The sequence below is a fragment of the Streptomyces sp. NPDC021225 genome, from assembly GCF_044332865.1.
Taxonomy (GTDB): domain Bacteria; phylum Actinomycetota; class Actinomycetes; order Streptomycetales; family Streptomycetaceae; genus Streptomyces.
This window is the reverse complement of sequence record NZ_JBIRPV010000001.1, coordinates 16164-29739: the sequence shown is the minus strand read 5'-3', so window position 1 is coordinate 29739 and position 13576 is coordinate 16164. Positions and strand designations below refer to the sequence as shown.

General features: G+C 72.1%; 7 protein-coding genes. 2 read left to right on the top strand and 5 right to left on the bottom strand.

Annotation, left to right across the window (positions count from 1 at the left end; translation table 11 throughout):
- Positions 1–239 precede the first annotated feature (239 nt).
- From ACH4S9_RS00095 to ACH4S9_RS00085, 3 genes are all read right to left on the bottom strand, one after another.
- A complete protein-coding gene (locus tag ACH4S9_RS00095; RefSeq protein ID WP_398368831.1) occupies positions 240–2363 on the bottom strand; it encodes a glycosyltransferase family 2 protein in 2124 nt (707 codons plus the stop codon).
- A 54-nt stretch (positions 2364–2417) separates the two neighbouring features.
- The gene (locus ACH4S9_RS00090) at positions 2418–4808 is read right to left on the bottom strand and encodes a CDP-glycerol glycerophosphotransferase family protein (RefSeq protein WP_398368829.1); all 2391 of its coding nucleotides are present in this window, start codon (positions 4806–4808) and stop codon (positions 2418–2420) included.
- Positions 4809–5014: 206 nt separating this feature from the next.
- Positions 5015–10000, bottom strand: a complete 4986-nt coding sequence (locus ACH4S9_RS00085) for an NAD-glutamate dehydrogenase (RefSeq protein ID WP_398368827.1) — start codon at positions 9998–10000, stop codon at positions 5015–5017.
- Between the two features lie 507 nt (positions 10001–10507).
- Between ACH4S9_RS00085 and ACH4S9_RS00080 the strand changes: the two genes are divergently transcribed.
- The gene (locus ACH4S9_RS00080) at positions 10508–11074 is read left to right on the top strand and encodes a DJ-1/PfpI family protein (RefSeq protein ID WP_311727449.1); all 567 of its coding nucleotides are present in this window, start codon (positions 10508–10510) and stop codon (positions 11072–11074) included.
- 73 nt (positions 11075–11147) lie between these two features.
- Here the strand turns inward: ACH4S9_RS00080 and ACH4S9_RS00075 are convergent, their stop codons facing one another.
- Both ACH4S9_RS00075 and ACH4S9_RS00070 read right to left on the bottom strand, forming a co-directional pair.
- Positions 11148–11810, bottom strand: coding sequence for an HAD family hydrolase (locus ACH4S9_RS00075; RefSeq protein ID WP_398368824.1), 663 nt, complete (start codon positions 11808–11810; stop codon positions 11148–11150).
- Positions 11811–11875: 65 nt separating this feature from the next.
- Positions 11876–12382, bottom strand: a complete 507-nt coding sequence (locus ACH4S9_RS00070) for a DUF6912 family protein (protein WP_398368822.1) — start codon at positions 12380–12382, stop codon at positions 11876–11878.
- A 456-nt stretch (positions 12383–12838) separates the two neighbouring features.
- Here ACH4S9_RS00070 and ACH4S9_RS00065 point away from each other — a divergent pair, with 456 nt between their 5' ends.
- Positions 12839–13363, top strand: a complete 525-nt coding sequence (locus ACH4S9_RS00065) for an Rv3235 family protein (protein WP_398368820.1) — start codon at positions 12839–12841, stop codon at positions 13361–13363.
- Positions 13364–13576: the final 213 nt, after the last annotated feature.

Genomic DNA, 13576 nt, shown 5'->3' with positions numbered 1-13576 from the left:
GCACTCCGCGATGCGCACCATGATCGGCCGGCGGCTCCGCGCCCCGGTCGCGGCCCGCGATGTCGCCCCGCGCCTTCCGGGCATCAGCGACCGGCCCCTGCGGTCGCTGACCGAATGGCCCGGGCAGCGGATGCTCGGATACGAGCTGACCGCCCTGCTCGGCCTCACCGGGACGCTGGCCACCGGCGACGCCCGCTGGGTGGTGGCCGGCCTCACGGCAGCCACCGGGGCGTGTCTGCTCACCCTGCTGGCGCTCGCCCCGTACCTCGTCCGGGCGATCCACCTGGCCCGGCTGGCCCGTCCGGCCCGCGCTGGTTCCCGCGCCGGGTCCCGAAGGGGGGACGACCGAGCCGCCGCAGTCGCCGCCGCACGCCCGTGGCGACCTTGACCGGCGCCACCTCGAAGGCGAGCGCCATGGCCGGACCCCAGGTCAGCGGCTTGGCGTAGTACGGGCGGCCGAAGCGGAACCAACGCGTCCCGGCCAGGCCATCGAAGCGGGGCACGACCGTGGCGCGGCACGGCTCGGGGCCGTCCTCGCCCATCACCAGGGTCAGCGTCCACAGGCCCCGGGCGAGCCTTCTGACGGGCAGCCGGACCGTGAAATCGCCCGGCGGCTCGTCATGCCACCGCACCGGCACCTCGCGCACTTCGCCCCGTCCGTTCTCCGCGCGCAGCAGCACCTCCCCCACGTCCGCGCCGGTCAGCCGCCCGCTGACGGCCAGGACGCCGCTCCTGGCGCCGTGCCAGTCCGCCTCGGTGACCTGGCACGGGGCGTCGAGGTGGTGGGCGACCTGGCCGACGTCGAGGGAGAGGTTGCCGTACGGGGTGAAGTACGGCGTGACGACCGTGGTCCGCCCGCCGGGCCCCGCCGTGACGCACCGGGGCTCGGGGTGGGCGGCCGCGCCGCCCTCGCGGGTGTTGCCGAACCGTACGGTGCGGCTGACGCCCTGCGCCCGCACGTCCAGGTAGATGTTCCACAGGCCGCGCTCCAGCGGCGCCCCGCCGTCCGCCGTGGCCGGGTCGATCTCGACGGTGAAGCCCGCGTTGTCGTACGCGCCGTCGTCGGGCAGACCGGTGGCGGCGCGGGGGGTGACGGGCAGCCGGATCTCGGGGCGGTCGGACTGGTATCTGCGCAGAACCACCTCGGTGCGCGGGTGCAGGGCGGCGACATGCTCGATGTAGGCGTGGCCGGTCAGCCGCAACACGTCGTTGCCGTCGTCGCCGTCGCCGTGCCAGCGCGCCGCGTCGAGGCGGTGGTGGACCGGCAGCCGGTCGGTGACGTCGAAACAGTCGTCGGGGACGGCGGCGGCCGGGTCGCGGAAGAAGGGGTGCGCCCAGTAGACGCGTCCCTTGTCGACGACATGACCGCGCCGCGCGTCCTCCTTGGCGTTGCGCGCGACCGTCAGCACGTCCTCGAAGCGATCGGCGAGCAGCAGATGGACCAGAAGCCGGTCGGGCGCGTCGATCTGCCGGCAGATCTCCTCGCTCGCCCAGTTCAGCGCCCACTGCCGGAAGCGGGGGTAGAAGCGCTCGCGCGCGTCCCGCTCGCTCTCGCGGGGCAGCAGCCCGCGCAGCGGCCCGCACAGCTCCCATTCGACATGGCGGCGCATGGCGCGGTCCCGGCGCGGGCCGGGCTCCAGATAGCGGGCCACGGTCTCGAAGCACAGGCCGATCCCGTCCATGCGGTGGACGAGGTCCCCGGCGGTGAGGGTGAGGTTGCTGCGGTCCTCGCGGTAGCGGACGTAGTAGCAGTCGTAGTCGGCGACCACCGAGATGCCGGAGGCGTTGAGGTAGGCGGCGATGGTGAACGGCTTGTCCTCGCAGTTGCGGAAGGGCGGGAAGCGCAGCCCCAGCCGCTCGACCAGGGAGCGGCGGAACAGCTTCCAGGGGCCCAGGGTCAGATAGGCGGCGGAGGAGAAGATGTCGGTGCGGGGCTGGTTGTGGCTGAAGACGGCCCGGGGGACGGCGCGCCCGCCGACCGAGGCGATCTTGCCGAGGACGATGTCGGTGCCGTTCTCGTCGGCCATGGCCACCATGCGGCGCAGCGCGTCCGGCCCCAGGTAGTCGTCGGAGTCGAGGAAGAAGACGAAGTCGCCGCGGGCCAGGTCGAGACCGGTGTTGCGCGGGCGGCCCGCGCAGCCGGAGTTCTCCTGGTGGACGACGCGGAGCGCGGGGCACCCGAGGGCCAGGCGCTCCAGCTCCGCGCCGGTGCCGTCGGTCGAGCCGTCGTTCACCGCGATGATCTCGATGCGGTCGTGGCCGAGCGTCTGGCCCAGCGCGGAGGTGATGGCGCGGGTCAGCTCCGGCATGGCGTTGTAGGCGGGGACGATCACGCTGACGCGGGGAGGGGGCGCAGAGGACATGAGTGCTCCGGTCTCCGGGTTCACGGCATGGGCGCGGCAGGATCAGCCGCTAGGTCAGTCGTGGTCGGGGGCCAGCGGCGTGGGCCGGGCCGGGTGCGGCGGCACGCCGGTGATCAGGCCGCGCTTGACGGGCAGGCCGTGGCGGTCGGCCCGGCACTGGTCCGGGTGCGGCTCGGGCACGGGCGGCGCGGGCAGCGGGGGCAGCGGGGGCGCGGCGGCGGTCACTGCGTCGGCGGTCACGACGTCCACAGTGGCGGCGTCCACCGTGGCGGCGTCCACCGTGGCGGCGTCCTGGCCCAGCATGAGGGTCCGTACCACCCGCTCCGCCGCGTGCCCGTCGTCGTACTGGCAGAAGCGGGCCCGGAACGCGGCGCGCAGCGCGCTCGCGTCCTCGTCGCGCCAGCGCCCCTCGCGGAAGACGGCGATCAGCTCGTCCTCCGTACGGGCGACGGGCCCCGGGGTGTCGCCCGGCCGCCCCGACAGCAGGTCGAAGTAGACCCCGCGGGTGGCCTGGTAGATATCCCAGTCGTCCGCGTAGACGACGATGGGGCGGTCCAGGTTGGCGTAGTCGAACATGATCGACGAGTAGTCCGTGACCAGCACATCGGCGGCCAGGCAGAGCTCTTCCACCGACGGGTGGCGCGAGACGTCGATCGCCAGCCCCGCCTCCTGGAGCTGCCGCAGCCCGGCGTGCGGCTGGTACGAGTAGTGGGCGCGCACCAGCAGCACCGCCTCCGGGCCCAGGGCGCGGCTGACGCGTTCGAGGTCCAGCCGGGGCGTGAACCCCTTCTGGTAGTCGCGGATCGTGGGGGCGTAGAGGACCGTGAGGGCCCCGTCCGGGATCTCCAGCTCCTTGCGGATGCGCCGGATCTCCTCGGCGGAGGCCGAGAAGAAGACGTCGTTGCGCGGATATCCGTACTCCAGCAGCCGGTACGCGGCGGGGTAGACGCGCTCCCAGACCTCGCTCGAGTGCCGGTTGGCGGAGAGGGCGTAGTCCCAGCGGTCGACGCGCTTGAGGAGGTTGCCGAAGCTCATCCCCGACGCGGCGGCGGGATAGCGCTGCTGGTCCAGGCCCATGCACTTGAGCGGCGTTCCGTGGAAGGTCTGGAGATGCACGGTCCCCGGCCGCTTCACCACGTCATTGGGGAAGTTGACGTTGTTGACGAGGTACTTGGCGCGGGCCATGGCCCAGTAGAAGTCCCGGGTCCCCGAGATGACGTAGTCGACGCCTTCCGGGAGCGACTCGACCGCGGCCTTTCGCACCACCCACACGCCGTGCACATGCGGGGCCAGCTCCCTGGCCTTGTAGTAGATCGCCGCCGGGTTGCACAGCACTCCACGGCCCCAGTACGCCGAGTACACGGCCAGGTCCGCGTCGACGGGCCGCCGCCGGTGGACCCGGTACAGGCTCCGCTTGGCCCGCGCGGCCAGCGGCCGCCGGGTCATCCGCTTGAGCTTGCGGGCCCCGGCCGCCGCCCGCTCCGACAGCTCGTGCTCCCGGTAGCGGACGAAGGAGCCGCGGGCCAGCGCCTCGAAGCGCCACTGGGCGTCGGCGGGCGGGGTGAAGCCGTCGGGCAGATGGGCCCGGTACCACTTGGCGGCCCGGTCGAAGAAGCGCGGCCGGTCCTCGGCCGCCACCCGGGAACGGCGGCCCAGGCAGAACAGGAAGTGCGAGACGGCCCGCTCGAACAGCTGCGGGCGCAGCGGCTCCAGGTGCGGCTTGCCCTCCAGGAAGTCGAAGAGCCGGGTGTACTGCTTGAAGATGGCGAAATGCTTCTCACCGGGGCTGGCGGTGCTGGCGCCCACGCGCCGCTGGCGGTACTCGAGCCCGACCAGGTCCACGCAGGCTATTCGCTCGGCCGTGAGCATCGTCTTGTACGAGAGCAGGGCGTCCTCGTAGATGCCCTCGCTGAACGCGAAGCCGTGGCGGGTGTAGAAGGCCCGGTGGTAGACGCGGTTGGACGACATCGCGAAGATGCGCAGGAACTCCGGGCGCTCCAGGACCGAGAAGACCTCGGTCCCGGCCGAGGCCAGCAGCCCGCCGAAGAGGCTGGGTTCCGTGCGGTCCCACCAATAGGTGCGCACATGGTTGAAGTAGAGGATGTCCGGGTCCTGGACGAGATCCAGCCGGTCGGCGAGGCCCTGGAGGGTGCCGGGGGCGAGCGTGTCGTCGCCGTCGAGGAAGAGCAGATAGTCGCCGGTGGCCCGGTCGACCCCGGCGTTACGGGCGTGGCCGGGGCCGGAGTTGACCGGCTGGTGGACGGGGACGACCCGGCTGTCCCGGGCCGCGTACTCCTCGACGATCGTGCCGCAGTGGTCCGGAGAGCAGTCGTCGACCGCCACTACCTCGATGTCCCCGAACGACTGGGTCAGCACCGAGTCCAGGCAGCTGCTCAGATAGCCCTGCACTCGATAGGCGGCGATGACGATGCTGAATCGGGGCATGGAACACCTCCGGACAGGAGAGAACAGCGCTCACCGTCTGCCCACTATAGGGTGATGCGTCCCGATAGGCCCGATAGGGCGACATTGGGGTGAAAAGATCGCGAAGCCGCCGACAGGAGCCCCCGTGAAACGCGCCGCGCCGCCCGGGGCGGGCCCCGGACGGCGCGGCAAATGGCTCAGTGCCGGTCAGCTCTACTGAGAGCCGCTCAGCGCTGGCTGCGCAGCAGCGTGCGCATGGTGCGCATGGCGACGGACAGATTCGCCAGGTCGAAGGTCTCCGACCCCTGAATCTCGTCCAGCGTGGTGCGCGCCCGCTGGAGGATCGACGCGTTCTTCTCCTCCCAGGCCTTGAAGCGCTGCTCGGGCGTGGCACCGCCGTCGCCCACCGACAGCACATCGGAGGTCAGGGCGGCGTGCGCCGCGTACAGCTCCTCGCGGATGGAGGCGCGGGCCATGGACTGCCACCGGTCGGCGCGCGGCAGGTTGATGATCCGGTCCATCAGCTGGCTGATCCGCAGCCGGTCGGCGAGGTCGTAGTACACCTCGGCGACGGACAGCGGCTCCTTGCCCACCCGGTCGGCGATGGCCACGATGTCCAGCGTCGGGAAGGCGGAGGAGAAGCCCGCCACCCGCGTGGCCAGGTCATCCGGCACCCCGGCGGCGGTCAGCTCGTCGTGGATCTTCTGGTACCACTCCACGTCCGCGCCGCGCAGCAGCTTGGGCAGCTGGGCGCGGACCGCCGCGACCCGCTCGCCGAAGAACTCGATGGTCTCGGCCAGCTCCAGCGGCTGCGGGCGGTTGCCGAGCAGCCAGCGGGTGCCGCGCTCGACCAGGCGCCGCGAGTGCAGCCGCATCCGGGTCTGGATATCGGCCGGGACGACGTTGTCGAGGGACTCGACCTCGTCCCACACCTCGCCCAGCTCGAAGATCACCCGGGCCGAGGTCTGGGCGCGCACCACCTCTTCGGTGGAGGCGCCGGTCTCCTCGCGCATCCGGTGCAGGAAGGTCGTACCGGCGGTGTTGACGGTGTCGTTGACCAGCACCGTGGTGACGATCTCCCGGCGCAGCGCATGGCCGTCGACACGCTCGGGGAACTGCTGGCGCAGCGCCTGCGGGAAGTACGCGTGCAGCAGCCGCTGGAGGTACGGGTCGTCCGGCAGCCCGGTGGCGATCAGCTCCTCGGCCACCGTGATCTTGATGTAGGCGAGCAGCACGGCCAGTTCGGGCTGGGACAGCCCGCGCCCGGCGGCCAGCCGCTCCCGGATCTGGCGGTCGGTGGGCAGGAACTCCAGCGAACGGTCCAGCCGCCCCTCGCGCCCCAGCCGGCGCATCACCCGCTGGTGGGCGTGGAGCAGGCTGGGGGCCTGGGCCGCGGAGTTGGCGAGCGCGACGTTCTGGGCGTAGTTGTTGCGCAGCACCAGCGCGCCGACCTCGTCGGTCATCTCGGCCAGCAGCTTGTTGCGCTGCTTGACCGTCATATCGCCCTCGCGGACCAGCTCATTGAGCAGGATCTTGATGTTCACCTCGTGGTCGGAGGTGTCCACACCGGCGCTGTTGTCGATCGCGTCGGTGTTGATCCGCCCGCCGTTCAGCGCGAACTCGATCCGGCCCAGCTGGGTCAGGCCCAGGTTGCCGCCCTCGCCGACGACCTTGACCCGCAGATCCTGGCCGTCCACCCGGATGGCGTCGTTGGCCTTGTCGCCCACGTCGGCGTGCGACTCGGCGGAGGCCTTGACGTAGGTGCCGATGCCGCCGTTCCACAGCAGGTCGACCGGGGCCTTGAAGATCGCCTTCATCAGGTCGGCCGGGGTCATCTTGGCGACCCGGGACTCGATGCCCAGGGCCTTCCGCACCTGCGGGGTGATCGGGATGGCCTTGGCGGTACGCGGGTGGACGCCGCCGCCCTGCGAGAGCAGGGAGGTGTCGTAGTCGGCCCACGAGGAGCGCGGCAGCTCGAACAGGCGGCGGCGCTCGGCGTAGGAGACCGCGCTGTCCGGGTTGGGGTCGAGGAAGATGTGGCGGTGGTCGAAGGCCGCGACCAGCCGGATGTGCTCGCTCAGCAGCATGCCGTTGCCGAACACGTCGCCGGACATGTCGCCGACGCCGACCACCGTGAAGTCCTCGGTCTGGGTGTCGTGGCCCAGCTCGCGGAAGTGCCGCTTGACGGACTCCCAGGCGCCGCGGGCCGTGATGCCCATGCCCTTGTGGTCGTACCCGGCGGAGCCGCCGGAGGCGAAGGCGTCGCCCAGCCAGAACCCGTACGACTGGGCGACCTCGTTGGCGATGTCGGAGAAGGTCGCGGTGCCCTTGTCGGCGGCGACCACCAGGTAGGTGTCGTCGCCGTCGTGGCGGACGACGTCCTTGGGCGGCTGGACCTGACCGCCGACCATGTTGTCGGTGATGTCGAGCAGACCGGAGATGAAGGTCTTGTACGAGGCGATGCCCTCGGCCAGCCAGGCGTCCCGGTCGACCGCCGGGTCGGGCAGCCGCTTGCCGACGAAGCCGCCCTTGGCGCCCACCGGCACGATGACGGTGTTCTTCACCATCTGCGCCTTGACCAGGCCAAGGATCTCGGTGCGGAAGTCCTCACGCCGGTCGGACCAGCGCAGACCGCCGCGCGCGACCTTGCCGAAGCGCAGATGCACACCCTCCACCCGCGGGGAGTAGACCCAGATCTCGTACGCCGGGCGCGGCGCGGGCAGATCGGGGATGGCCTGCGGGTCCAGCTTCATGGACAGGTACGCGTGCGGCTGCCCGTCCTCGCTCTTCTGGAAGTGGTTGGTGCGCAGGGTGGCCTTGATGAGGGTGAGGAAGGAGCGCAGGATGCGGTCCTCGTCCAGCGAGGCCACCTGGTCCAGCGCCGCGTCCAGCTCCTCCAGCAGGGCGTCGGTCAGCTCGGTGCCGGCCCGCTGCCGCTCGGGGGACATCCGCGCCTCGAACAGGCTCACCAGCAGCCGCGTGGTGTGCACATTCGTGCGGAGGGTGTCCTCCATGTACGACTGGCTGAAGGTGGACCCGGCCTGGCGCAGATACTTCGCGTACGCGCGCAGCACCATCGCCTGGCGCCAGGTCAGCCCGGCGCCCAGCACCAGCTCGTTGAAGTTGTCGTTCTCCGCCTGCCCGGTCCACACCGCGGCGAACGCGTTCTGGAAGCGCTCGCGGGCGTCGTCGGCGAGGCCGTCGTCATGGCGCGGCAGCCGCAGCCCGAAGTCGTAGATCCAGGCGCTGGTCCGGTCCGAGCAGCGCAGCTCGTACGGGCGCTCGTCGACGACCTCGACGCCCAGCCGGGTGAGGACCGGCAGCACCGCGGAGAGCGAGACCTGCTCGCCGACCCGGTAGATCTTGAAGCGGCGCTCGGCGGGGGCCGCCCCCACCGGCTCGTACAGGCTGACCGCGAAGTCGCGGTCGCTGTCCTTCAGCCGCTCCAGCTTCTGGAGGTCGGCGACCGCGCCGCGCGGCGAGTGGTCGGCCTTGTAGCCCTCGGGGAAGGCGTGCTGGTAGCGGCGGAGCAGCTCGGCGGCGCGCTCCTCGCCGACCTCGGAGGTCAGCGCCTCGGCGAAGCCGTCGGCCCAGGAGCGGGCGGCCTCCACCAGCCGGGCCTCGATGCGCTCCACATCGGCGTCGGTGAGGTCCGGCAGCTCGGTGCCGGCCTGGACGCGGACCACGAAGTGCAGCCGGGAGAGCACCGATTCGGTGTGCAGAGCGGTGAAGTCGACCGGTACCCGGCCGTTCAGCTCCTCCAGCAGGATGTCGGTCAGCCGCAGCCGCACCTCGGTGGTGAAGCGGTCACGCGGCAGATAGACCAGGGCCGAGTAGTAGCGCCCGTACTCGTCCTGACGCAGGAACAGCCGCAGCCGGCGGCGCTCCTGGAGGTACAGCACGCTGGTCACGATGGACCGCAGCTGGTCGACCGGGGTCTGGAACAGCTCGTCGCGCGGGTAGGTCTCCAGGATCTGGAGCAGATCCCGGCCGTCGTGGCTGTTGGGCTGGAACCCGGCGCCCTCCAGGACCTCCTCGACCTTGCGGCGGATCACCGGGACCCGGCGCACGGACTCGGTGTACGCGGCGGAGGAGAACAGGCCGAGGAAGCGCCGCTCGCCGATCACATTGCCCTTGGCGTCGAACTTCTTGACGCCGATGTAGTCCAGGTACGAGGGGCGGTGGACGGTGGCGCGGCTGTTGGCCTTGGTGAGGACCAGCAGCTTGTGCTCGCGCGCCTTGGCGCGGGCGTCGGCCGGCAGCCGGTTGAACGACGGCGAGACGGGGCGCCCGGCGCCCTCGGCGGCCGCGGGCAGCCCGGCGTGCGCGCTCTCGTCGGTGTCCCGGTGGTGCGGGTCGGAGCGGAGGATGCCGAGGCCGGTGCCGGGCACCGCGCTCAGCACGTCCTCCTCGCCACCGGACTCGGTGGGCGCCTGCGTCAGCTCGTACTCGCGGAAACCGATGAAGGTGAAGTGGTCGTCGGCCAGCCAGCGCAGCAGCTCGCGGGCCTCCTCGATCTCCTGGGGGCGCACCTCGCCGGCCGTGGGCTCCTCGGGCAGGCCCTCGGCGATGCGCAGCGCCGCCTCGCGCATCTTCTCCCAGTCCTCGACGGCCTCGCGGACGTCGGAGAGCACGCGCAGCAGATCGGCGTTGATCTGCTTGAGGTCACCGCGGTCGGTCTCGCGGTCGATCTCGACATGGATCCAGGACTCGATGACCGCGTCGTGCGGCAGCTTCTCGGGCCGGCCGTCCGGGGAGACGTCCAGCACCTCGATCAGCTTCCCGGTGAGATCGCGGCGCACCAGGATCTGCGGGTGGATGACGACGTGGATGCCGCGGCCCTGGCGCGTCAGCTCATTGGTGACGGAGTCGACCAGGAAGGGCATGTCGTCGGTGACCACCTCGACCACGGAGTGGCTGCACGTCCAGCCGTGCTCCTCGACGGTCGGGGTGTGCACCCGGACGTTCGCGGTGCCCTGCGGGCGCGACTCGGCCAGGCGGTAGTGGGAGAGGGCCGCGCCGAAGACGTCGACCGGGTCGCGGCCCGCGAGGTCCTCCGGCGGCGTGTGCTGGTAGTAGTGCTGAAGGTAGGCGGTCAGAGTCTCGGGGCCTGGGCCCTGTACCGGTTGCTGTCCCCCGGCAGGACTGCTCTCAGCTACCCGGGCGGCCCGTGTGAGCAGCTCGGCCTTGGCTTCGTCCAGCTTGGTCTGCATGTCCTCTGGCTCCTGTCGCGCGCCGTTGCGTGACATCGATAGCGGTGGCATGACGTCGCGACGCGGGATATCCGGTCTGGGACGACGATATGCCCGTGCGGGGGATGGCCGGGGCGGACTCGGCCGAAAGTGACCAAGGCCCCAGGCGGCACCGGTCAGCGGCGGCCCGAGCCCGGTGGGAATCCGGGACCGGTGCGGGGGCCTCATCGCCCCCACGGCCTATCGCGCTGATCACGCAGTAAGGCTATCGCCCCTCCCCCGGGGAACGTCATGAGCCGTCCGTGTACAAAACCGAGCCTCGAAGTTTGACGTTATGGACAGCGACGTGGACAGCGACGCAGGTCCCGCGCGGTCTCTTGGCAAAGCGGCCCGGCGCGGGCACTGTGACCTTTACGGTGATTGGTGAGGCTTGTTCGGCCGTCGGCGTGTCCCGCCCGGCGCTCGGTGTGTCCTGTCCGGCGCTCGGCGTGACGGCCCCGGCCGACACGACCTGTGGAGGTGGGCGGCATGCCTGCGAAGATCCTGCTCGTGACCGGAGACGCGGCCGAGTCCCTGGAGGTGCTCTACCCGCTCCAGCGGCTGCGCGAGGAGGGCTACGAGGTGCATGTGGCGGCCCCGGCCCGCAAGACGCTGCGGTTCGTGGTGCACGACTTCGAAGACGGCTTCGACACATACACCGAGAAGCCCGGCTACACCTGGCCCGCCGACCTCGCCTTCTCCGAGGTCGATCCGGGCCAGTACGCGGCGCTGGTGATCCCCGGCGGACGGGCCCCCGAATACCTGCGCAACGACCCCGAGCTGCGCAAGATCCTCAAGGCCTTCTTCGACGCGGACAAGCCGGTCGCGCAGATCTGCCACGGGCCGCTGCTGACGGCGGCGATCGGCGGGCTCGGCGGGCGGCGGGTCACCGCGTATCCGGCGCTGGAGATGGACATGCAAGCGGCGGGGGCGGAGTTCCAGGACGCGGAGGTGGTGGTCGACGGCACGCTGGTGTCCTCGCGGGCCTGGCCGGACCATCCGGGGTGGATGCGGGAGTTCCTGGCGGTGCTGCGGGCGAAGGCGCCGGTGATCTGAGGCACGGGCGCCGTGCCGCCGTGCCGCTGTGCTCCCGCGTACGGCCGCGGGTGCGGGCGCGGGCGCGGGCTGATCAGTCGACGAGCTGCCCGGCCTCGGCGACGGCCTCCTCCAGGGTGTCCACGACCGGCACGCCCGCGGCCAGCAGGCTGGCCCGGCTGTGCGAGCCCCCCGTGTACAGCACGGCGCGGGCGCCCGCGTGCCGCGCCGCGACGGCGTCGTCGACCGCGTCCCCGATCACCACGACGCGGTCCGGCGTGACGCCCTCCAGCGCGGTGACATGGTGCACCATCTGCTCCGCCTTGCCCGTGTCGCTCTGGCCCGTGCGCCCGTCCACGCGCACGAAGTGCGGCTCGATGCCGTGGGTGCGCACCAGGGGGATCAGCCGCTCGTGCTCGGCCAGCGAGCACAGCGACTGGGTGAGCCCGGCCGCCTGCCACTCGGCGAGCAGCTGCCTGGCCCCGAGCGCCAGCCCGGCGCTCTCGGCCAGCACCCAGTAGTGACGGTGGAACGCCTCGTCCATCGCCTGCCACTCGACGTCGGTGGGCCGCCGCCCCATCAGCCGCTCGTAGAAGCGCGGGACCGGGACGCAGTACAGCTCGCGGTAGCGCTCCAGGGTGATCGGAGGCAGCCCGATCTCGGCGAACGAGGCGTTCGTCGCCGAGATCACGGCGTCGTTGTCGTGAAAGAGGGTGCCGTTCCAGTCCCAGACGATGTGCGTCACGTTCTTGCCCATCTCATGACCGTACCCAACGGGTCCGACAGGGCGGTCTGACCTGGTCTCCCTTGGTCTCCCCGGCCTCACCCGACGAGATCGGGGATCTCCTTGGCGTCGTACCACAGCAGTTCGTGATCCTCCGCGCCGTCCACCGTGAACTGCGCGTCGTCGTCCCCGACATCCGCCGCGCCCAGCGCCTCGGCCGCGGCGGCGACATCCCGCTCGGCTTCGTCGGAGTCCACGTGCACCGCGGCGGCCTTGTCCAGCGGCACGGGGAGGGCGAGCCGCACCTCCCCCAGCGCGGACTGGTCGAGCCCCCGGTCCGGGTCCGCGACCGCGACGGTGTCGGGCACGTCCACCGCCACCACGACCCGCCGCCGGGGCGCCTGCCGGTCCACCGCCAGATGCCGCAGCGACGCCTGCGCGGCACGGGACAGCGCCGCGTACTCCAGTTCCTCGATGTCGTCGGAGACGTACCACTCGCGCAGCGCGGGAGTGACCGCGTAGGCGATCAGCGGGGCCGGGCCCAGTTCCCCCGCCTTGTGCGCCTCGGCGAGACCGGGGAGGGTCAGGGGGACGTAGACGCGCATGGCTGCCGCTTCCTGGAGTTCCTGAAATTCCTGTAGTTGCCAGCCAGCATACGTTCGACACCCCGTCCCCCGGGCCCAACCGGGACCGCGGACGGAAGCATCCGGTGCCCCGCGCCGCCCGGTTCCTTGTCCCCCATCGGGGGTAATCCCGGCCCCGGGCCCTGGCTCTCGCGCGGGCCGCCGGTCGAGCCCGGGTGAGCGGGCCGGGCGCCCGGCTCCGCACCGCCCGGAAGCGCGTCCGGCCTGGTCAGGGGGGTGACAGGGCTCGGGCGGGCAGTGGCCGCCGCGGCGTCGGCGCCCGGGTGCCGTTGCCCGGGCGCCCCGGATAGGTGAATCCCGGGGGCCGGGCCGCGAGCGGGGCGCACTCCTTGCCGTTGCCGGAAGGGCGCCGATAGAAGTCTGCCGACCAAGCTACTGCCCGGTATCTTCGCCGGGCCCGGGAGAGCGGCGGGGCGCATGAACAGGACGACCTACACGACGCGCGACACAGCCGGTACGAGCGGAGGCCGAGGCGCGGGCCCCGCGCGGACGGGACCCGCGCGGACGGGACCCGCGCGGAGCGGGCCGCCGCGACGCCGCGATTCGCGGCGCCCGGCGGGTCCCGGGTCCGTATCGCGTACGGCGGCCGCCGCCGCGCGGCGCAGAGAGCTCGAGCGGCTGCCGCGCTACTGGTTCGCCAATCAGCTGCTGCTCACCCTGAGCGGGCGGCGCCCGGTCCACACGCTGCTCGGCCACACCCTCCCGGACGCCTACGACCGGCTGATCGAGCTCGCGCCCCAGGCGCCCCTGCGACCGGCCGAAACCCGCGACAGCGCCCCCGTCGTTCGGCGCTGCGACGAGTACCAGCCGCGGCAGGGGGTCATCGAGGCGTTCGCCCGGATCGCCTACGGCGACCGGCTCCGCGCGCTCGCCTTCCGCCTCGAACTCGCCCCCGACACCCGCTGGCGCTGCGCCACCTTCGACATCGGCCCGACCGCATAACCCCCACGACCCCGCGACGCGGGCAGGGCGACAGGGCAGCCGGGCACCCGCCTCCAGCCCGCCGCGCCCACGATGCCGAGCACGGCCCGCGGAGCCACGGCGCTACTCCGGGGGCGGAGGGCGAAGCGACCTCGCCCGGCGCGGCCGTGGGCGCCGCGTACGAGACCCTGCCCAGGTGCCCGGGAGCCGGGCCCCGGTCGCTCTACGGGCCCC

What these genes read in the sequence shown, in the direction of transcription:
- ACH4S9_RS00065 (WP_398368820.1), top strand. Translation starts at nt 12,839, where the DNA reads ATGAACAGGACGACCTACACGACGCGCGACACAGCCGGTACGAGCGGA.
- ACH4S9_RS00075 (WP_398368824.1), bottom strand. Translation starts at nt 11,810, where the DNA reads ATGGGCAAGAACGTGACGCACATCGTCTGGGACTGGAACGGCACCCTC.
- ACH4S9_RS00070 (WP_398368822.1), bottom strand. Translation starts at nt 12,382, where the DNA reads ATGCGCGTCTACGTCCCCCTGACCCTCCCCGGTCTCGCCGAGGCGCAC.
- ACH4S9_RS00090 (WP_398368829.1), bottom strand. Translation starts at nt 4,808, where the DNA reads ATGCCCCGATTCAGCATCGTCATCGCCGCCTATCGAGTGCAGGGCTAT.
- ACH4S9_RS00095 (WP_398368831.1), bottom strand. Translation starts at nt 2,363, where the DNA reads ATGTCCTCTGCGCCCCCTCCCCGCGTCAGCGTGATCGTCCCCGCCTAC.
- ACH4S9_RS00085 (WP_398368827.1), bottom strand. Translation starts at nt 10,000, where the DNA reads ATGCAGACCAAGCTGGACGAAGCCAAGGCCGAGCTGCTCACACGGGCC.
- ACH4S9_RS00080 (WP_311727449.1), top strand. Translation starts at nt 10,508, where the DNA reads ATGCCTGCGAAGATCCTGCTCGTGACCGGAGACGCGGCCGAGTCCCTG.